Source organism: Nocardia sp. PLKS1-43, from assembly GCF_059510335.1.
Genome location: NZ_JCAJZQ010000004.1, coordinates 141237 through 159667, shown reverse-complemented (window position 1 = coordinate 159667; position 18431 = coordinate 141237). Strand labels below are relative to the sequence as shown.

The window sequence follows — 18431 nt, the reverse complement described above, 5'->3', positions numbered from 1 at the left end:
TTATTAGCGGCGTGTAGGATCGGCGAAGTGTCCGGCACCTCGGGAGATATGGCGCATCGTGTGCGCGATTGGGCCGAGAGCGGCGTGCCGCTGCTCACCGGATACGCCGACGGTTCACCGCTGATTCCTCCCGGCTCAGCGGCGACCGTCGCCCGGCGGCACACCGAATGGATCGCCAGGGCGACCGACGGCCGCGTCCGGCTGGACGGGGCCCGGTTGCTCTCCGAGCGGGCCGCCTTCACCGCATTCGGGCGTGGCGGCACCACCTCGGCGGGCGGACAGTGCCGCCTGCTGCCCACCGCGGACGGCTGGGCCGCGGTCAGCTGCGCCCGGCCCGACGATCCGGTCCTGCTCGGCGCGCTCGTCTGCCGCGAGGTCGGCGACGATCCGTGGCCCCACGTCGCGGACTGGCTGCGCACACATACCGGGGCCGAATTGGCCGAACGGGCAGAACTGCTGGGCGTGGCCGCAGGCCCCGTCGCTCAGGTGAAAACACCTGTGCCACAACCACTCTCTCCACGTTCGGTGGACGGCCTGTTAGTGGTGGACTTCAGCGCGCTGTGGGCGGGACCGCTGTGCGCGCACCTGCTCGGCCTGGCGGGCGCGCACGTCATCAAGGTCGAGACGCCCACGCGACCCGACGGTGCGCGCCGCGGCGATGCCGGTTTCTATCGCCTGTTGCACGCGGGCCACGAATCGGTCGTGCTGGACCCGGGCGACCGCGAGCAGCGCGGCATACTCGCCGACCTGGTGGCCTCGGCGGATATCGTGATCGAGGCGTCGCGCCCGCGCGCCCTGGCCGGATTCGGGCTCGACGCACAGGGTTTCGCCGAGGCCGGCGGAACCTGGGTCTCGATCACCGCGCACGGCCGGGATTCGAACCGGGTCGGATTCGGCGACGATATCGCCGCCTGCGCCGGACTCGTCGCCCGAACCGAGAGCGGCACACCGCTTTTCGTGGGTGACGCGATCGCCGACCCGCTGACCGGACTGACCGCGGCGGCGCTGGCGATGTCGGCACCGGCCGACGGCTCCGGCCGGTTGTGGGACATCGCGATGTCCTCGGTCGTGGCGGCGACGCTCGATTCCGAATCGGTCACCGAGACCGTCGACGAAACACGGATTCTCGCGCCGAGCCGCCGGGAAGTGGCCGGAGAGGCGCCACCCAGCGGCCGCGACACCGACGCGGTTCTCGCCCGGCTGCGCAGGCGAAACCCATGACCGAGTTGCTGATTCGCGATGCCGAGGTTTCCGGAACGCGCGCCGACGTCCTGATACGGGACGATCGCGTCGCCGCGATCGGGACGGCACCGCCGACACCCGGCCCCCCTGTCCTCGACGCCGAGGGCGGGGCACTGCTGCCGGGCCTGCACGATCATCACCTGCACCTGCACGCTATGGCGGCCGATTCGAATTCGGTCCGCTGCGGTCCACCGCATGTCCGCACCGCCCGCGAACTTGCCGACGCGCTGGCCGCCGCTCCCGGCGAGGATTGGATACGCGGCGTCGGTTACGTCGAAACCGTTGCCGGACTGCTGGATTCGAGCGCACTCGACGCGCTGTACCGCGACCGTCCGGTGCGCGTCCAGCATCGCAGCGGGGCGATGTGGATGCTCAACTCGGCCGCGGCCCGCCTCGTCGGCCTCGATTCGGCGACCGAGCACGGGGTGGAACGCGACGGCAACGGCCGCGCCACCGGCCGCGTCTGGCGCGCGGATACCTGGCTGCGATCGCGGTTGCCCGACACCGGGCCACCGGACCTCACCGCGGTCGGCACGCGACTCGCCCGGTTCGGGATCACCGGAATCACCGATGCCACACCGGATCTCAGCGCGCAATCGCTCACCGGCCTGATCGGCGCGGTCGCCTCGGGGTCGATTCCGCAACGGCTGAATCTGCTGGGGGCGCCGCTCGGGCATCCCGGCGATCCCGCCGTCACGACCGGGCCGTACAAGATCGTCATCGCGGACTCCGACCTGCCCGATATCGAGAGCCTCGAGGCCACCGTCCGGCAGGCGCACGAACTCGGACGCCCCGTCGCGGTGCACTGCGTCAGCCGTGAGGCTCTGCTGATCCTGCTCGCTGTCTTGGACGCCACGGGCGTGATTCCGGGCGATCGGATCGAACACGGTGCGCTGATCCCGGCGGAGTCGGTCGAGCTACTGCGACGCCTCGGGATCACCGTCGTGACCCAGCCCGGCTTCATCGCCGACCGCGGCGACGACTATCTGCGTCGCGTCGACGCCCGCGATCTGCCGGACCTCTACCGTTGCCGGAGCCTGTGCGAAGCCGGTGTGCGCCTTGCCCTTTCGAGCGATGCCCCCTACGGCCCCGCCGATCCGTGGCAGGTGATCGCCGCGGCCACCACGCGGCGGGCTCCGGACGGCGTCCTTGTCGGCGCCGATGAGACGCTCCGGCCATCCGATGCCCTCGCACGCTACCTGACTCCGCTGCTCGATCCGGGTGGCCCGCCCCGCGCCGTCGTCCCCGGCGCGGCGGCGGATCTGGTGCTCCTGGATCGGCCGATCGCCGAGGTGCACTCGCGACCGAGCGGTGACGCGGTGCGCTGCACGCTCATCGGTGGGCGAATCGTCCACGAGCGGTAGGCGATCCGGTACCGCCCGCCGGTCAGATCCCGACGAGTCCGGCCAGCAGTTCGGTGTGGTGCGCGTTGTTGCCGAGGATCGGTTCGGTGGCCTTCGCGCGACGGAAGTACAGATGCGGTTCGGCCTCCCAGGTGAACCCGATACCGCCGTGCACCTGAATGTTCTGTGCCGCACAGAGAGTCAGGCATTCCGAGGCCTGCGCCTTGGCCATCACCGCGACCCGGGGGAACTCCTCGTTGTCCTCGTTCGCGCACATCGAGGCGTACATGACCGTCGCCTGCGCCGCATCGATCGCGATGGCCATATCGGCGCACTTGTGCTTGATGGCCTGGAAGGATCCGATCGGGCGATTGAACTGGACGCGCTGCTTGGCATAGTCCACGGCCATCTCGAGCACGGCTTCGCTCGCCCCGAGCGCCTCGTTCGCGAGCAGGGTGCGCACGACATTGACCACGCGCCCGATCGCGGCCGGATCGGCCCCCAGCAACCGGGCCCGCGCATCGGCCAGATCGACCGTCGCCATCGGCCGGGTCGGGTCGAAAGATGTTCGCGCCGTGATGCTTACACCGTCGGCGCGCGCGTCGAGCACGTACAGCGCCACCTCGTCGCCGCCCGGAGCCAACGCCGGGACGACCAGCAGATCGGCCACATGCCCGAAGGCGACGTAGTCGAGCCGGCCCGTCAGCGTGGGCGCCGAACGATCACCCGTCGCACGCACCCGCGCGGAACCGACCGCGGTGTCATCGGACCCGCTGAGCGCCAGTGCGCCGATCACGCTGCCGTCCAACAGTTTCGGCAGCAGTTCACGATGCTGCGCGGCGGACCCGAGCCGCAGCACGGCCTCGATCGCCCCGGTGGTGGCGATCAACGGCACCGGCGTGAGCGCGCGGCCCAATTCCTGTGCCACGATCACTGTTTCGAGAAAGCTGAACCCGCCGCCGCCGAACTCCTCCGCGACGTGCAGGCCCGGAACGCCCATATTCGAGGCCAGCAGCCGCCAGGTGTCGGCATCGTGACCGCCGCTCGTGACGATCTCTCGCACGCGGCTCATGGGTGCGCGTTCGGTCAGGAGACGGCGAAGCGAACTCCGAAACTCCTCCTGATCTTCGTCGAATGCGAAGTACACGGTCTTGTCTTCCGTTCTTCCGTATCGCCGTGGCTGCGGCGAGGTGTCGAATCAGGCGCTGCGACGGCGCCCGATGTCCTGGAAGGGACCGCCGTCCAGGCGCGGTTCCTTCGGCAGCCCGAGCAACTGCTCGCCGATGATGTTGCGCTGGATCTGCGAACTGCCGCCGTAGATGGTGGCGGCGCGGGCGTACAGCGCGATGTCGGTCCAGCAGCGCGACGAATTGGCCGTGCCCGGATTGGGCGTCACCAGGATGCCGTCGTTGCCCGCGCCGGTCGGGGTGAGCGCCTCGAGTCCGAGCACCTCCATCCCCACCTCGGTGAGCCGCTGGAAGAATTCGCTCCAGATCACCTTCGAGAACGATCCGTCCACGCCGTACGATCCGCCGTTGAGCAGTTTGGTCAGGGCGCGATATCCGCGAAAACGCATGGTCTGCACCCGCGACCAGCACCACGCCAGTTCCGCGCGGATCCGCGGGTCGGTGGTCAGGCCCCGCTCGCGGGCCAGTTCGATCAATCGCTCGACCTCACGGCCGAAGCGGACCGCGTCGGTGGTCGCGCGCACCCCGCGCTCGAAACCCAGCAGCGTATTGGCGGTTTTCCAGCCGCCGCCCACACCGCCGAGCACATGCGAGGCCGGGGTCCGCGCATCGGTGAAGAACACCTCGCTGAAGGCGACGTAACCGGCCGCGTTGAGGATCGGCCGCACCTGGACGCCGGGCTGATCCATCGGCACCAGCAGGAACGACAACCCCTTGTGCTTGGCCACGGCCGGATCGGTGCGCGCGATCACGAAGATCCAGTTGGCGTTGTGCCCCTGCGATGTCCACGTCTTCTGACCGTTGATCACCCATTCGTCGCCGTCGAGCACCGCGCGCGTGCGCATCCCGGCCAGATCGGATCCGGCCTCGGGCTCCGAATAGCCTTGGCACCACACATGTTCCCCGGACAGCATGCGCGGCAGGAAGTACTGCTTCTGCTCATCGGTGCCGAGCACGGTGATGGTGTTGCCGAGCAGTTTGATGCCCAGGGTGTCGTTCTCGGTGCCGTCCGGCACGCCCAAGCGCATGAGTTCCTCGTTCAGCACGACCTGTTCGATGCTGGACAGACCGGCGCCGCCGAACTCCCTCGGCCAGGAGACCGCAAGAAGATCGTTGTCGGACAAGACCTTTCGCCAGCTCTTCAGGAACTCTTCCTGTTCGGCGGCGGGCAGGGCGCCGATGCCCCGCCAGTCCTGCGGCAGTTCGGGTTCGAGCAGTGCGCGGACCTCGGTGCGATACGCCTCCGCCGCCGCGGGATAGCTGATGTCCATGGCTCAGGCTTCCTTCGCCGCCGCTACGGCGACCGCGGGTACGCCGCACACGGTCTCCAGCAAGGTGGCGACCCGGTCGGCGGAGTAGCCGAGTTCGCCGAGAATCTCCGCCGAATCCCGGCCCAGCCGTGGACTTCCGCCCTTGAACCGCCCCGGCGTATCGGACAGATGGATCACCATGCCGACCTCCCGCGACCAGCCGTATTCGGGATGGTGATGTTCGACCACCCGCCCCGACTCGACAGCCCATTCCTCCCACAGCAGCTCCGGCATGACCGGGTAGTCCAGTGGGATCTCGGCGGGCACGCGATTGTCGTCGAGGAGCGTGAACGCTTGTGCGCTTTGCAGTTCCGCGAATCGGGCGGTGAGCAGATCCGCGAGCGCGTCCGCGTTCGCGGCGCGCGCCGCGGTGCTCGTGAACCGTCGGTCGGTGGCCAATGCGGGCAGGCCCAGCGCGGCGGCCAGCCGGCCGAAGGCGGCGTCACCGAATACCGCGATCGCGATCCAGCCATCGGCGGTGCGGTACAGGCGATAGAGCGGGGACAGACCCATCTGCTGCGCGTCGAGCTGATGCGCGGGCACCGCGACACCGTCCAGGGTGGCGGAGTGCTCGCTGATCACGAACAGACTCGAATGCAGTTGCGGGCTCTCGACATACTGCCCCGCGCCGGTGTTCGCGCGATGGTGCAGCGCGAGCAGGACGGTGACGGCGCCGAGGAATCCGTTGTACAGATCCTCGTTGCCGATCACCCGGCGGATCGGCGCATTGCCCGCGCCCGCGCCCTCGAAGTTCAGACCCACCAGACCGGATACCAACGGCGCGAACGACTTCAGCGTCGACTTCGGTCCGCTCGACCCGAATCCGGGGAGGTAGGCGTAGATCAGGTCAGGGTTGATCGCTCGCAGCTGCTCGTAACCCAGGCCGATCTTCTCGGCCTTGCCGGGGCGATAGTTCTGCATCACCACGTCGGCCTCGGCGACCAGGCGGTGCGCGATCTCCTGCCCCTCGGCGGTACGCAGATCCAGCGCGATATTGCGCTTACCGCGGTTGGCCGCCTCGAAAAGGTCTCCGAGCGGGCGCATCTGATCACCGACCAGCGGCTCGATCTTGATCACGTCGGCGCCCAGGTCCGAGAGCAGCCGGGCACCGAAACCGGTCGCGAAATAGGAACTGAAGTCCAGGATCTTCACGCCCTCCAGCGGTGCGCCGATCGCACCGCCCACCGGCGCGGGCGCCCAGATCGGCGAGCGGGTGATCTCGCCGATGAGCTCGTTGTGCGCACCGACGCGCGGGGCCGGCTCGGGTGTCGCGGGCGAGGACTTCTCGAAGCGGATCACCGGGCCGATCTGCCGCAGCGTGCCGTATTCGGCGTCGGGCAGCTCGATCGCCACCCCGGCGAAGACGACCTGATCGTCGGCGAAGGTTTCCTCGGGATGCAGCACGGGCAGCGCCGCGATGTCCGCCGCGTGGAACAGCTCGAGCCATTCGTCGCGGGGACGCGACCGGAATGCCTGCGGCACCTTGTTCCGGGCTATGTCCAGTTCGACGTCGTCGAGCGGTACCGCCATCTCCGGACCGGCGATCGTCTGCGTCTGCTCGCCGAAGCCCAGCAGATCCATCATCCGCTTGTACGATCCGGGCCCGCCGGTGTGCGGGATCAACCACTTGCCGTCCGCGCACTGGAAAGGGTCGGTGATCAGCCGTTTGTTGCCGAAACCCTTCTGGTTTCCACTGCGGGCCAGATAGGAGATGTCCTTCTCGTTCCACCACCAGTTCATCGACGAGATCGCGAGCATGCCGTCGAGCAGGGACGTGTCGACCTTCTGACCCGAGCCGTTGAGTTTGCGGGCCCGCAGCGCGGCGAGGATTCCGATCGTGGTGATGAATGCCGTGCCGTAGGAGACGGTCGGATGCCCCATGAAGATCGGGCCGTCGCGGTGACCACCCTGCTCGGCCATCTGACCCAGGCGCGCGTTGAGTAACGCCTCGTATCCCGGGCGTGCGGCCAGCGGGCCGTCGTTGCCGTAGCCGGTGACCGAGCAGTAGACCAGTTCGGGAAACAGCTCGTGGATCCGGTCGTAGCCGAGACCGAGCGCTTCGGCCCGGCCCGTGCCGAAGGATTCGACGAAGACGTCCGCGTTCGCCAGCAGCTGTCCGGCGATCGCACGCCCCTCGGGTGTGTTCAGATCCGCCTCGACACTCCATTTGCCCCGGTCGGTGGACCTGCGCAGAGCCGAATTCGCGTCGACCGGGCCGCCGGGGCGCTCGAGTTTGACGACGCGGGCGCCGTAGTCGGCCAGCGTCATCGTCGAGATGGCCGCCGGCATACCCCAGCTCGCATCGATAACGACGAGTCCGTCGAGTGGACCAGCCATCTGAACACTCCTTCTGTTACACGAGGACCGCACCGGTCCCGGCGCGGTCACGCGCGATGGACGGTGTTGCGGCACAAAGAATTTCGGCTCGAGCCGAATACCTAGTCCGAGGACGGCAGGGGTTTGGCGGTGAGCAGTTCCATGGGAGCGCCGTGGCAGCTGAACCTGCCCGCGCCCTTCTTGACGCAGATGACCTGGGTCTGGCAGGTGGCGCAGGTGTAGCGCTTACCGATCTCGTTCATCGTGATGTCCTCTCTCCGGTCAGCTGCCGGCGAAGGTGATCTCGAGGGGGACCCCGCAGCAGGTCAGCGTGGACCCGCCCGCGGTCGTGACGATCGCCTCGGAACCGCATTCGTTGCAGCGCAGGCGGCTACCGCCGGAGGCCTGCGTACCGGGTGTGTTGTCGGACATCTCCGCTCCTCAGCTGTGAATCTCTTAGATCACCATAATGATAGTCATGAATTAAGGCAAGAGGCCGTTCGCCGTCACATCAGACGGCCGCCGGTCACCTCGAGCACGGTGCCCGTCATATAGCTCGACAGGTCGCTGGCCAGGAACAACACCACCGAGGCGACCTCGCTCGGCTCGCCGGCGCGGCCCATCGGGATGTCCGCGAGCTTCTGCTCCCAGATGCGCTCGGGCATCGCCTCGGTCATCGCCGTGCGAACCAGTCCGGGCTGCACCGCGTTGACGCGGACGCCCTTGAAGGCGACCTCCTTCGCGGCCGCCTTGGTCAAACCGACGATTCCGGCCTTGGCCGCCGAGTAGTTGGTCTGCCCCAGCATGCCGACCTTGCCCGAGATCGAGGAGATGTTGACGATCGCGCCCCCGCCGTGCTCGCGCATCCGGTTCGCGGCCGACCGGGTGCCGTTCCACGCGCCCTTGAGGTGGACGGCGATGACGTCGTCGAAATCCTGTTCGCTCATCTTGCGCATCGTCGAATCCCGCGTCATACCAGCGTTGTTGACGAAGACGCCGAGCGGCCCGAAGGCGTCCTCGGCGATATCGACGGCCGCCTCCACCGCGGCGCTGTCGCGGACATCGCAGCGCACGTATCTCGCGACCCCCGCGCCACCGAGTTCGTCCTGCGCCCGCGCACCCGCCTCGTCGTTGACGTCAGCGATCACGACCCGGGCGCCCTCCCGCACGAAGGTCCGCGCGATCTCCAGGCCGATCCCCTGCGCCGCGCCGGTCACGACGGCGACCCTGCCATCCAGTAGTCCCAATGTTCACTCCTGTTCGTCTCGAATCGAATCCGGTCGGCGCCGCGCAATCCGGGCCGGCCGCGCCGCGGTGCGATCATCACGCCCGCACTACCCGGCAACGCCAAGCCTTGCCGGAAGTGCGCCGACTCAGCGCCCGGCAGCCTTCTTGGCCGCGTTCACCACGCCGCCGCCGATGATCAGGCGCTGGATCTCGCTGGTGCCCTCGTAGAGCCGCAGCAGCCGCACGTCCCGGTAGATCCGCTCCACCGGAACCTCGCGCAGATAGCCCGATCCGCCGTGCACCTGCACCGCGAGATCGGCTGCGCGGCCGACCATTTCGGTACAGAACAGCTTGGCCGCGGACGGGCCGATCCGCCGGTCCTCGCCGGAGACGTAGCGCGCCGCGACCTCGCGAACCATCGCCCGGCCCGCCATGACGCCGGTCGCGATATCGGCGATCATCGCCTGCACGAGCTGGAAGTCCCCGATCGGGGTTCCGCCCTGTGTCGCGGTCGCGGCATACGCACTCGCCTCGTCCAGGGCGCGCTGCGCGGTGCCCACCGACAACGCCGCGATGTGGACGCGGCCGCGGGCGAGCGAGGTCATCGCCGCGCGGTAGCCGACATCCTCGCTACCGCCCACGAGCGCCGCGGCGGGAACCCGGACGTCGGTGAAATGGACGTCGGCGGTCCAGGCTCCCTCCTGCCCCATCTTGCGGTCCTTGGGACCTACTTCCACTCCGGGTGTGTTCGCGGGCACGAGGAAGACCGCGATCCCGGTGCCGTGCTCGTCCGCCGCCCGGGTTCGCGCGAACACGATGAACAGATCCGCCAGCGGGGCGTTGGTGATGAAGCGCTTCTGGCCGGTGATGACCCAATCCTCGCCGTCGCGCACGGCCCTGGTCCGCAATCCGGCCGGATTCGATCCCGCCCCGGGTTCGGTGAGAGCGAACGAGGCGACGACCGCCCCCGAGGCGATGTCCTCGAGCCACCGCGCCTTCTGCTCATCGGTACCGAATCCCACCAGCACCTGTCCCGCGATGCCGTTGTTGGTGCCGAACATCGAGCGCAGCGACAGCGCCGTGTAGCCGAATTCCATCGCCAACTCGACGTCCTGGGTCAAATCGAGCCCGAGCCCGCCCCACTCCTGCGGGATCGCGTAACCGAACAGGCCCATCGCCGCGGCGTTCGCGCGGATGTCCTCGGGGATGCTGTCGGTATCCGCGATCTCCTGTTCCCGCGGCACCACTTGCTTGCGGACGAACTCGCGAGTCTGCGCCAGGATGTCAGCGAAATCTTCCGGACTCACTGCCGAAGTGCTTGCCATGATGGAAGTATCACCCCAACCAATCATGCTGTCAAATGTTATGGTTCGAACTATTATCATGAATTGACGCTGCTTGCTGAGAGCATCGACCGGAGGATCCCTGGATGACCCCCACGAACCACGCGGATGATCGCCCCCTCGCCGGGCTGCGCATCGTCGAGATCTCGAGCTTCGTCGCCTCGCCCCTGTGCGGCCTCACGCTGTGCCAGCTCGGCGCGGAGGTCATTCGCATCGACCCGCTCGGCGGCGCCGCCGATATCGACCGCTGGCCGCTGACCGCCGCGGGGGAATCGATCTACTGGACCGGACTCAACCGCGGTAAGCGGTCGCTGGCGCTGGACCTGCGCAGCGACTCGGGCCGCTACATCGTGCAGCGTCTGATCACTGCCCCGGGCGACGGCGCCGGCATCCTGGTGACCAATGCCGGCGGGCGAGACTGGCTCGGCCACGAAACCCTGTCCGCGCTGCGCCCCGACGTCATCACGCTGGAACTGCTCGGCAGGCACGATGGGCGGCCCGCCGTGGACTACACCGTCAACGCCGCGCTGGGCTTCCCGCAGATCACCGGACCGCTGCAACACGGCGGCATGGTGAACCACGTCCTGCCCGCGTGGGACGTCGCAGCGGGGCTACACGCCGCCCTCGCGGTCACCGCTGCCGTCCATCGCCGCGCGGCCACCGGGGCGGGTTCGCGGATCGTGCTACCACTCGAGGATGTCGCCCTGGCGACGGCGGGTGCGCTGGGTTACCTGACCGAGGTGCAGATCAACGGCAGTGGCCGGCCCGCCACCGGCAATGCCGTATACGGAACGTACGGAACAGATTTCGTCACCGCCGACGGTGAGCGCTTCATGGTCGTCGCACTGACCTCGCGCCATTTCCGGGACCTGCTGGCCGTCACCGGAACCGAGCAGGCCGTCGCCGCGGTGGAGTCGGCCCTCGGGGCGGACTTCGGCCGCGAGAGCGACCGCTTCGAGCATCGTGAGGTGCTGACCGCGCTGTTCGCGCGCTGGTTCCGCACGCACAATGCCGACGATGTCGCACGGGCGTTGGCCGCGTGCTCGGTGCTGCACGAGCGGTACCGAAGTTTCGAACAGGTGGTCCGGTCCGGGGATCTGCAGGCCAATCCGCTGTTCGCCGAGCTGGCGCAGCCGCGCATCGGCACCTACCTCGCCGCCGCCATGCCGGCCTCCTACGACGGTGCCCACCTTCGGACCGGACCGGCCGCGAGCCTGGGCGCCGACGGCCCCGATGTGCTGCGCGACGTCCTGGACCTCGATGATGCGGAGATCGCCGCACTCGAACAGGCGGGCGTGGTCGCGATCTGACGCGACCGGCCGGATCGCCGGTACGCAGGACGGAAGCGGCACGAACGCCCGCAGCGAGAGACCGGCGGTCACGAAAGTCGTCGCGAGACAGCCGACCCCCGACCGCACACGACGTAACACGCAGGGCCGCAGCGCATTTCACGCAACGTGGATTGCTCCGCGGCCCTGTCGTGGCCGGCGCTATTCGGCGAGACCACTCAGTACGTCGGCGAATTTCGCCCGCGCCCGCTCCTCGAGCGCGGGCAGGTGATAGCTCGGGAACAATCCCTCGTGCGGCGTCGCATCGCGCAGCAGCTGACGGGCCAGACCGATCTTGTGGATCTCCGTGGCGCCGTCGGCCAGGCCCATGTGATAGGCCTCGAACAGCCACTTGCCGAGCGGCAGTTCCTTGGACACGCCCAGCGAACCGTGCAGCTGCACCGCCCGCGAGGTCACATCGAGCAGCACCTTGGGCATCGCCGCCTTGACCGCCGCGATGTCCTTGATGACCTTGCGATAGTCGTTCTCCTGATCGATCCGCCACGCGGTGCGCAGCACCAGCAACCGGAACTGCTCGAGTTGCAGCCACGAATCGGCGATCATCTCCTGCACGAGCTGCTTGTCCCCCAGCCTGCTGCCCCGCGTCGTGCGCGAGACGGCGCGCTCGAGCATCATGTCGAGCGAGCGCTGCACCAGGCCGACCGTGCGCATCGCGTGGTGGATGCGGCCGCCGCCGAGTCGGGTCTGCGCGACCTCGAAACCCTGCCCGACCCCACCCAGGATGTGATCCTTGGGAATTCGCACATCGGTCCAGCGGGTGTAGGCGTGCGTGCCGACCTCGTAGTCGTGGCCCCACACACCGGTATTGCGGACGATCTCGAGTCCGGGCGTCTCGGCCGGGACGATGAACTGCGACAACCGCCGGTGCGGCTCGGCATCCGGATCGGTCACGGCCATCACGATGTAGAACGACGCGAAGCGCGCGTTGGAGCCGAACCACTTCTCGCCGTTGATCACCCACTCGTCACCGTCGAGTACGGCCGTGGTCTCGAACTCGACCGGATTCGATCCGCCCTGGGGTTCGGTCATCGCATAGCAGGAGACGATCCTGTTCTCGATCAGCGGTTCCAGATACCGGCGTTTGAGTTCCGCAGTGCCGTAGTGCGCGAGAATCTCGGTGTTGCCGGAATCGGGCGCCTGCGAACCGAAGACGATCGGACCCGAGTGGGTGCGCCCGACGATCTCGTTGAGCAGCGCCAATTTCAGCTGACCATAGCCCGGCCCGCCCAGTTCGGGCCCCAGATGTGTGGCCCACAGCCCTTTTTCCCGGACCTTGTCCTGCAGCGGCGGTATCAGCTTCTGCCGCAACGGGTCTCGCAGATCCCACGCATGGGTGATGACCTGGTCGATCGGCTCGACCTCGGTGGTGACGAACTCGTCGGCCCAGTCGAGCACCTTCTGATACTCGGGGTCGGTCTCGAATCCCCAGCTCATATCGTGGTTCCTCATCGCTTGGTAGGGAAAGGGTTCGGTCTTGCGGGAAGGATCAGCGCATCGCCGTGCGGCCGCCGTCGACCGGGATGATCGCGCCGGAGGTGTAGGCGGACCCGGGGCCCGCGAGATAGAGCGCGGCGCCGGCGATCTCGCCGGGGTTGCCCGCACGGCCCAGCGGCAGCGCCTTCATCTTCTCGGTGACCACGTCCATATCCCACGCCTTGCTGATATCGGTCAGGAAGGGACCGGCCATGATGGCGTTGACCCGCACGTTCGGCCCGTAGGCCTGCGCGAACCCCTTGGTCAGGATGTTGAGCCCGGCCTTGGCCGCGGCGTAGGGCAGGTCTTCCGGAGTGGGCCGCTCCGATGCGATCGAGCTGATGTTGATGATCGATCCGCCGCCGCCCGCGGCCATCCGCGGGCCGATCAACGTCGTGAGCCGGAACGCGCCCTTGATGTTGACGTCGAAAACCTTGTCGAACAGCGCCTCGGAGACCTCTTCCAGGCTCGGATACAGCGGTGACATCCCGGCGTTGTTCACGAGGATGTCGACCTTGCCGAATTCGCCGTAGGCGCGGGAAACCAAGCGCTCCTGGGCATCCCAGTCACCGACGTGACATGCGACCGGCAGGGCGCGCCGGCCTGTCGTCGCGGTGACCTCCGCCGCCAGCTTCTCGCAGCTGTCGAGCTTGCGACTGACGATGATCGTGTCGGCGCCGGCCCGCGCGAACGCGAGGACCATCTCACGGCCGAGTCCCCGGCTGCCGCCGGTGACCAGGGCGACCTTGTCCTCCAGCGGAAGGGCCGGATCGGTCATCGTTGTACCTCCTTGTCGGACAGGCGAATACGGTGCGCGCTCAACGCGGCGCCATCCGGATCGCGCCGTCCAGCCGGACGACCTCACCGTTGAGCATCGGGTTGGACACGATATGTGCTGCGAGAGAGCCGAATTCGGCGGGAGCACCCAGCCTGGCGGGGTGCGGGGTCTGCGCGCCGAGGGATGCCTTCGCCTCGTCGTTCAGGCCCGCGAGCAACGGGGTGTCGAACAGTCCCGGCGCGATGGAGACGACCCGGATCGCGAGCGACGCCAGGTCCCGGGCCAGCGGCAGCGTCATCCCGGCCACGCCCGCCTTCGAGGCGGCATAGGCGGCCTGTCCGATCTGCCCTTCGAAGGCCGCGACCGACGCCGTCGTCACGATGACACCACGCTCCTCACCGTCGCGATCCAGTCGCGACATCCGCTCGGCGGCCAGCCGCACCACGTTGAACGTACCGATCAGGTTGATGGTCACGACACGGGTGAACACGTCGAGCGGGAAGACGCCCCGGCGGCCGACCACCCGCAGCGACCGGCCGGTGCCCGCACAGCTGACGACCGCGCGCAGTTCACCGAACTCCTCGGCCGTGTCCAGCGCCCGCGCGACGGCGGACTCGTCGGTGATGTCCGCCGGGGCGAACACCGCGTTCGGCCCGAGTTCGGCGGCGACGGCCGCCCCCTGCGATGTCGGCAGATCGAGCACCACCACCTTCGATCCCAGATCGAGCATCCGACGGGCCGTCGCGAGCCCGAGACCGGACGCACCTCCCGTGACGAGCGTGACCTTACCGTTGATATCCACGAATGCGCCTTCCTCGGCTGCTGTCGGAAATTCGTCTGCCGAACGCTCAGATACGTTCGACGAGCAGGGCATTGGCCATGCCGCCGTGTTCGCACATCGTCTGCAGGCCGTACCGCCCGCCGGTGCGCTCGAGCCGGCCGACCATGGTGGCCAGCAGCCGCACCCCGGAGGCGCCGATCGCATGACCGAGCGCGATCGCGCCGCCGGCGGGGTTGAGCCGGTCGAGGTCCGCGTCGAACTCGCGCGCCCACGCCAGCGGCACCGACGCGAAGGCCTCGTTGACCTCGTAGACGTCGATATCGCCGAGAGCCAGGCCGGTACGGTCCAGGAGCTTGCGCGTCGCGGGGATCGGCGCGGTCAGCATGTACACCGGGTCGTCACCGGCGACCGCGAAGTCGACGAATCGCGCGCGCGGAGTCAGACCCAGCGCTGTGGCCTTCTCCTCGGACATGATCAGGGTCGCGGCGGCCGCGTCGGTGAGCGGCGAGGAGTTGCCGGGGGTGATCATCCAGCCCAGACCGGGAAAACGCCGCACGGACTCCTCGGAGTGGAACGAGGCGCGCAGTGTGCCGAGGCCCTCGACGGTCGTGGCGGCGCGGATCGTCTCGTCGACGGTGTGCGCACCGCCGGGTACCGCGACCGGCACGATCTCGCGATCGAAATGCCCGGCGGCGGCGGCCGCGGCGGCGCGGCGATGCGATTCGAACGCATACCGGTCGACGTCCTCGCGGTTCGCGCCGAATTTGCGCGCGACCAGTTCGGCGGCGACACCCTGACCGATCCATCCTTGCGGATACCGTTGTGCGAGTGCGGATCCCACCAGATCCCGTCCCATCGCCGCGGTACCCATCGGCACCCGGCTCATCGATTCGACACCGCAGGCGATCACGACGTCGTAGGCGCCCGCGATGACGCCCTGCGCCGCGAAGTGCACCGCCTGCTGACTCGAACCGCACGCGCGGGTCACGGTCGTGGCCGGCGTGGATTCGGGCAGGCCGGCGGCCAGCGCGGCGGAACGGGTGATATTTCCGGCCTGCTCCGAGGCCTGGCTGACGCACCCGCCGATGACGTCGTCGACGAGTGCGGGGTCGATATCGCTGCGCGCCATGAGCGAGCGCAGCACCTCGGCCAGCAGGTCGATCGGATGCACGTCGGACAGCGCACCCCCGGGCTTGCCCCGGCCGGACGCCGAACGCACGACGTCGACGATCACGGCATTTCGCATGGATCCTCCAGGAGAACGAAAGTTTGTGGTGGAAAGGGTGTTTCGGGTCAGCCGACGACCCGTGCGACCAGATCGCGGCGGACCAGCTTCCCGGTGGCGGTCCTGGGCAGCTCGTCCAGGAACACGACCTCGTCGGGCGTGCGGGAGCCGCGCAGACGTTCGCGGCACCACGTCCGGATCTCCTGCGCGCCGGCGTGTTCCACGCCGTTCGGCACGATGACCGCGCAGATCCGCTCACCCCACTCGTCGTCGGGGACGCCGATGACGGCGACCTCGCGCACGTCGTCGTGGTGGACCAGCACGTCCTCGATTTCGGCGGGCGCGATGTTCTCGCCACCGCGGATGATGGTGTCGTCGGCGCGGCCGCCGATGTAGAGGTAGCCGTCCTCGATGCGAGCCTGATCCCGGGTCGGGAACCAGCCCTGGGCGTCCAGTGCCGATCCCTTCCCCATGTATTCGCCGCTGACCTGGGCGCCCCGCACCCACAGCAGGCCGGTCTCGCCGTCGGCCAGCACAGCGCCGTCCTCGTCCCTGATCTGGGCCTGCATGCCGGGCACGATCCGCCCGACCGACGACAGGCGACCGCGAATCTTGGGGTCCGCCAACGCTTCCCGGTGATCGTCGGGTCCGAGCACGGCGATCGTGGAGCTGGTCTCGGTCAGCCCGTAGGCGTTGACGAATCCGGTGCCGGGGAACGCTTCGAGCGCCTGCTCGAGCACGGGCTGGGGCATGCGCGCGCCGCCGTAGGCCAGCGAGGCGAGGGTGGGCGCGTCACCCGGTGCGCCGTCCAGATGCTCGACGATGCGCGCGAGCATGGTGGGCACCACCATCGCACCGGTGATCCCCTCCCCTCGCACGACGTCCAGCCAGCCCTGCGGGGTGAAGTCCGGCAGATACACCATCCGGCGGCCCGCGTAGACGTTGCTGAGCACCGCGCCCATACCGGCGATGTGATACGGCGGCGTACTCACCAGCGTCGCGTCTTCCGCTGCGGCGGAACCGAATTCGACCGTGTTGAGCAGATAGGACAGCAGGTGCTGGTGGCGCAGTAGTACGCCCTTGGGTGCAGAGGTGGTACCGCTGGTGAACAGCACGACCGCGGTGGCGTCGTCGGGTGCGACACCCTCGACGGTGGGTCCGGACGATTCCGCGAGTTCGAGGAACTGCGCGCTGGTGAGCACGGTGCCGGCCGCGCCGTCGAGCTTGTCGCGATACGCCGGATCGGCGACGATCATCGGCCGCTCGAGCTGCCCGATCAGATCTCGCAACTGATCGGTGGCGAGCCGGTAGTTCAGCGGTGCGATCGGGACTCCGGCGCGGGCGGAGGCGAAGGTCAGCACCGGGAGCACCGGTCCGTTAACCCCGACGAACACCAGGTGCGCGGCGCCGTGTTCGGCCAGGACCGCGGCGCCACGGGACGCGGCGTCGCTGAGCTGCCGGTAGGTCATGCCGGAGTCGCGACGCCCCAACGCGAGCCTGTCCGGATGGACCGACACAGCCATGTCCAGAACCATTTCGATACCCATTGCACCACCTGGTGAGAACGCTTCGATTGTTGATCCGCGCCCGACGCGCCGGACGACGGGCATCCGGCAACCTTCAGGCAGCCTGCATCGAACGATAACAACCATGCGCCTCAATTTGGAAATAATTCATGACAATGGTTGCTAGAGATGTGTAGGCTCCGGTGTGCGTGAATGACCTGGGTCACTCCGCCGCATCGCTCCGAGGGCAGCGCCGCGCACACGGCAGACAGGGAAGATACGAGGTGAATCCGATGAACGATCGGGATCCGGTGGACGCCGCCACACTCGCGGCGTGGCTCGACCGGAACGAGGTCGGGACCGGTCCCGTCACCGATGTGCGCGCGTTGACCGGGGGCACCCAGAACATCCTCGCCCGCTTCTCCCGGGGCGGTTCGGACTACGTCTTCCGCCGCCCGCCACTGCACAAACGCAGCAACAGCGATGAGACGATGCGCCGCGAAGCACGCCTCCTGGCCGCGCTCGCGGACACCGACGTGCCCCATCCCCGCCTCGTCGCACTATGCGATGACCTGGACGTATTGGGGTGCGTCTTCTTCGTGATGGAAGCGGTCGACGGATTCACCGCCACCTCCGAGGTGCCCGAACCGTTCGCGTCCACCCCAGGCCTGCAGCACGCGATGGGACTGTCCGTCGTCGATGGCGCGGCCGCCCTCGCGCAGGTGGACCCCGCCGTCCTCGGCCCGGCGCAACTGGCTCGCGCGGACGGCTGGATCGAGCGGCAGGTCGACCGCTGGCGACGGCAACTGGACTCGTATCACGAACTCGACGGCTGGCCGGGACCCGAACTCGACGGCGTCGGCGAGGTCGGCCGGTGGCTCGACGCGCACCGGCCCGCACGGTGGCGCAAGGGAATCATCCACGGCGACTACCACTTCGGAAACGTGATGTTCCACCGCGACCGGCCGCGGGTAGCCGCCATCGTCGACTGGGAACTGGGCACCGTCGGAGATCCGCTGCTCGACCTCGGCCATCTCTTGGCAACCTGGCCCGACCCCACCGAACCCCGCACGATGGGACTCGCGCGCCGACTGGACGGCCTGCCCGCACGTGCGGAGGTCATCGCTCGCTACGGGGCGGTCAGCGGCCGGGACATGTCCGAATTCGATTGGTACCAGGTGCTCGCGTGCTATCGCCTCGCGATCATCCTCGAGGGCACGCATGCGCGCGCCTGCGCCGGCAAGGCCGCCGCCGCGCTCGGCGCTCGCTTCCACGGCGTCTCCCGGGCCCTGCTCGACCAGGCGCTGCGGCTCGTCCGGCCGTCATCCGAAACCCTCTGAGCGGAAAGAACA

General features: G+C 68.4%; 16 protein-coding genes. 4 read left to right on the top strand and 12 right to left on the bottom strand.

Annotation, left to right across the window (positions count from 1 at the left end):
- The first annotated feature begins 48 nt into the window (after positions 1 to 48).
- Positions 49 to 1221, top strand: a complete 1173-nt coding sequence (locus AC5WS7_RS16230) for a CoA transferase (protein ID WP_495955921.1) — start codon at positions 49 to 51, stop codon at positions 1219 to 1221.
- A complete protein-coding gene (locus tag AC5WS7_RS16225) occupies positions 1218 to 2606 on the top strand; it encodes an amidohydrolase family protein (protein ID WP_495955322.1) in 1389 nt (462 codons plus the stop codon). Before AC5WS7_RS16230 ends, AC5WS7_RS16225 begins: the two co-directional genes overlap by 4 nt.
- Positions 2607 to 2628: 22 nt before the next feature.
- Here the strand turns inward: AC5WS7_RS16225 and AC5WS7_RS16220 are convergent, their stop codons facing one another.
- The 7 genes from AC5WS7_RS16220 to AC5WS7_RS16190 form a co-directional block, all read right to left on the bottom strand.
- Complete coding sequence (locus AC5WS7_RS16220) at positions 2629 to 3732, bottom strand: acyl-CoA dehydrogenase family protein (RefSeq protein ID WP_495955321.1); 1104 nt, start codon at positions 3730 to 3732, stop codon at positions 2629 to 2631.
- Positions 3733 to 3783: 51 nt separating this feature from the next.
- Complete coding sequence (locus AC5WS7_RS16215) at positions 3784 to 5043, bottom strand: acyl-CoA dehydrogenase family protein (RefSeq protein WP_495955320.1); 1260 nt, start codon at positions 5041 to 5043, stop codon at positions 3784 to 3786.
- Positions 5044 to 5046: 3 nt separating this feature from the next.
- Positions 5047 to 7419, bottom strand: coding sequence for a CaiB/BaiF CoA transferase family protein (locus tag AC5WS7_RS16210; protein ID WP_495955319.1), 2373 nt, complete (start codon positions 7417 to 7419; stop codon positions 5047 to 5049).
- Between the two features lie 101 nt (positions 7420 to 7520).
- Positions 7521 to 7661 carry a hypothetical protein gene (locus tag AC5WS7_RS16205; RefSeq protein WP_495955318.1) on the bottom strand — a complete coding sequence of 47 codons (141 nt, stop codon included), beginning with the start codon at positions 7659 to 7661 and terminating at the stop codon, positions 7521 to 7523.
- Between the two features lie 19 nt (positions 7662 to 7680).
- Positions 7681 to 7830 (bottom strand): hypothetical protein, encoded by a 150-nt coding sequence (locus AC5WS7_RS16200; RefSeq protein ID WP_495955317.1) that lies wholly within the window; start codon positions 7828 to 7830, stop codon positions 7681 to 7683.
- A 74-nt stretch (positions 7831 to 7904) separates the two neighbouring features.
- The gene (fabG, locus tag AC5WS7_RS16195; protein ID WP_495955316.1) at positions 7905 to 8645 is read right to left on the bottom strand and encodes a 3-oxoacyl-ACP reductase FabG; all 741 of its coding nucleotides are present in this window, start codon (positions 8643 to 8645) and stop codon (positions 7905 to 7907) included.
- A 126-nt stretch (positions 8646 to 8771) separates the two neighbouring features.
- Positions 8772 to 9950 carry an acyl-CoA dehydrogenase family protein gene (locus tag AC5WS7_RS16190; RefSeq protein WP_495955315.1) on the bottom strand — a complete coding sequence of 393 codons (1179 nt, stop codon included), beginning with the start codon at positions 9948 to 9950 and terminating at the stop codon, positions 8772 to 8774.
- Between the two features lie 104 nt (positions 9951 to 10054).
- Here AC5WS7_RS16190 and AC5WS7_RS16185 point away from each other — a divergent pair, with 104 nt between their 5' ends.
- Positions 10055 to 11278 carry a CoA transferase gene (locus AC5WS7_RS16185; RefSeq protein ID WP_495955314.1) on the top strand — a complete coding sequence of 408 codons (1224 nt, stop codon included), beginning with the start codon at positions 10055 to 10057 and terminating at the stop codon, positions 11276 to 11278.
- A 180-nt stretch (positions 11279 to 11458) separates the two neighbouring features.
- Here the strand turns inward: AC5WS7_RS16185 and AC5WS7_RS16180 are convergent, their stop codons facing one another.
- The 5 genes from AC5WS7_RS16180 to AC5WS7_RS16160 are packed head-to-tail and all read right to left on the bottom strand — an operon-like array spanning position 11459 to position 17121.
- Entirely contained in the window at positions 11459 to 12751 is a 1293-nt protein-coding gene (locus AC5WS7_RS16180) for an acyl-CoA dehydrogenase family protein (protein ID WP_495955313.1), read from the bottom strand.
- 52 nt (positions 12752 to 12803) lie between these two features.
- Positions 12804 to 13568 (bottom strand): SDR family NAD(P)-dependent oxidoreductase, encoded by a 765-nt coding sequence (locus AC5WS7_RS16175; RefSeq protein ID WP_495955312.1) that lies wholly within the window; start codon positions 13566 to 13568, stop codon positions 12804 to 12806.
- Between the two features lie 40 nt (positions 13569 to 13608).
- The gene (locus AC5WS7_RS16170; RefSeq protein ID WP_495955311.1) at positions 13609 to 14370 is read right to left on the bottom strand and encodes an SDR family NAD(P)-dependent oxidoreductase; all 762 of its coding nucleotides are present in this window, start codon (positions 14368 to 14370) and stop codon (positions 13609 to 13611) included.
- Between the two features lie 46 nt (positions 14371 to 14416).
- Entirely contained in the window at positions 14417 to 15595 is a 1179-nt protein-coding gene (locus tag AC5WS7_RS16165; RefSeq protein ID WP_495955310.1) for a thiolase family protein, read from the bottom strand.
- Between the two features lie 47 nt (positions 15596 to 15642).
- Positions 15643 to 17121 carry a class I adenylate-forming enzyme family protein gene (locus tag AC5WS7_RS16160; protein ID WP_495955309.1) on the bottom strand — a complete coding sequence of 493 codons (1479 nt, stop codon included), beginning with the start codon at positions 17119 to 17121 and terminating at the stop codon, positions 15643 to 15645.
- 251 nt (positions 17122 to 17372) lie between these two features.
- On the opposite strand from AC5WS7_RS16160, the gene AC5WS7_RS16155 reads away from it, so the two are divergent.
- Entirely contained in the window at positions 17373 to 18419 is a 1047-nt protein-coding gene (locus tag AC5WS7_RS16155) for a phosphotransferase family protein (RefSeq protein ID WP_495955308.1), read from the top strand.
- Positions 18420 to 18431: the final 12 nt, after the last annotated feature.

Coding starts and splice junctions, on each gene's coding strand:
- AC5WS7_RS16205 (WP_495955318.1), bottom strand. CDS start 7,661: ATGAACGAGATCGGTAAGCGCTACACCTGCGCCACCTGCCAGACCCAG.
- AC5WS7_RS16200 (WP_495955317.1), bottom strand. CDS start 7,830: ATGTCCGACAACACACCCGGTACGCAGGCCTCCGGCGGTAGCCGCCTG.
- AC5WS7_RS16165 (WP_495955310.1), bottom strand. CDS start 15,595: ATGCGAAATGCCGTGATCGTCGACGTCGTGCGTTCGGCGTCCGGCCGG.
- AC5WS7_RS16215 (WP_495955320.1), bottom strand. CDS start 5,043: ATGGACATCAGCTATCCCGCGGCGGCGGAGGCGTATCGCACCGAGGTC.
- AC5WS7_RS16210 (WP_495955319.1), bottom strand. CDS start 7,419: ATGGCTGGTCCACTCGACGGACTCGTCGTTATCGATGCGAGCTGGGGT.
- AC5WS7_RS16160 (WP_495955309.1), bottom strand. CDS start 17,121: ATGGGTATCGAAATGGTTCTGGACATGGCTGTGTCGGTCCATCCGGAC.
- AC5WS7_RS16155 (WP_495955308.1), top strand. CDS start 17,373: ATGAACGATCGGGATCCGGTGGACGCCGCCACACTCGCGGCGTGGCTC.
- AC5WS7_RS16185 (WP_495955314.1), top strand. CDS start 10,055: ATGACCCCCACGAACCACGCGGATGATCGCCCCCTCGCCGGGCTGCGC.
- AC5WS7_RS16225 (WP_495955322.1), top strand. CDS start 1,218: ATGACCGAGTTGCTGATTCGCGATGCCGAGGTTTCCGGAACGCGCGCC.
- AC5WS7_RS16180 (WP_495955313.1), bottom strand. CDS start 12,751: ATGAGCTGGGGATTCGAGACCGACCCCGAGTATCAGAAGGTGCTCGAC.
- AC5WS7_RS16230 (WP_495955921.1), top strand. CDS start 49: ATGGCGCATCGTGTGCGCGATTGGGCCGAGAGCGGCGTGCCGCTGCTC.
- AC5WS7_RS16190 (WP_495955315.1), bottom strand. CDS start 9,950: ATGGCAAGCACTTCGGCAGTGAGTCCGGAAGATTTCGCTGACATCCTG.
- AC5WS7_RS16175 (WP_495955312.1), bottom strand. CDS start 13,568: ATGACCGATCCGGCCCTTCCGCTGGAGGACAAGGTCGCCCTGGTCACC.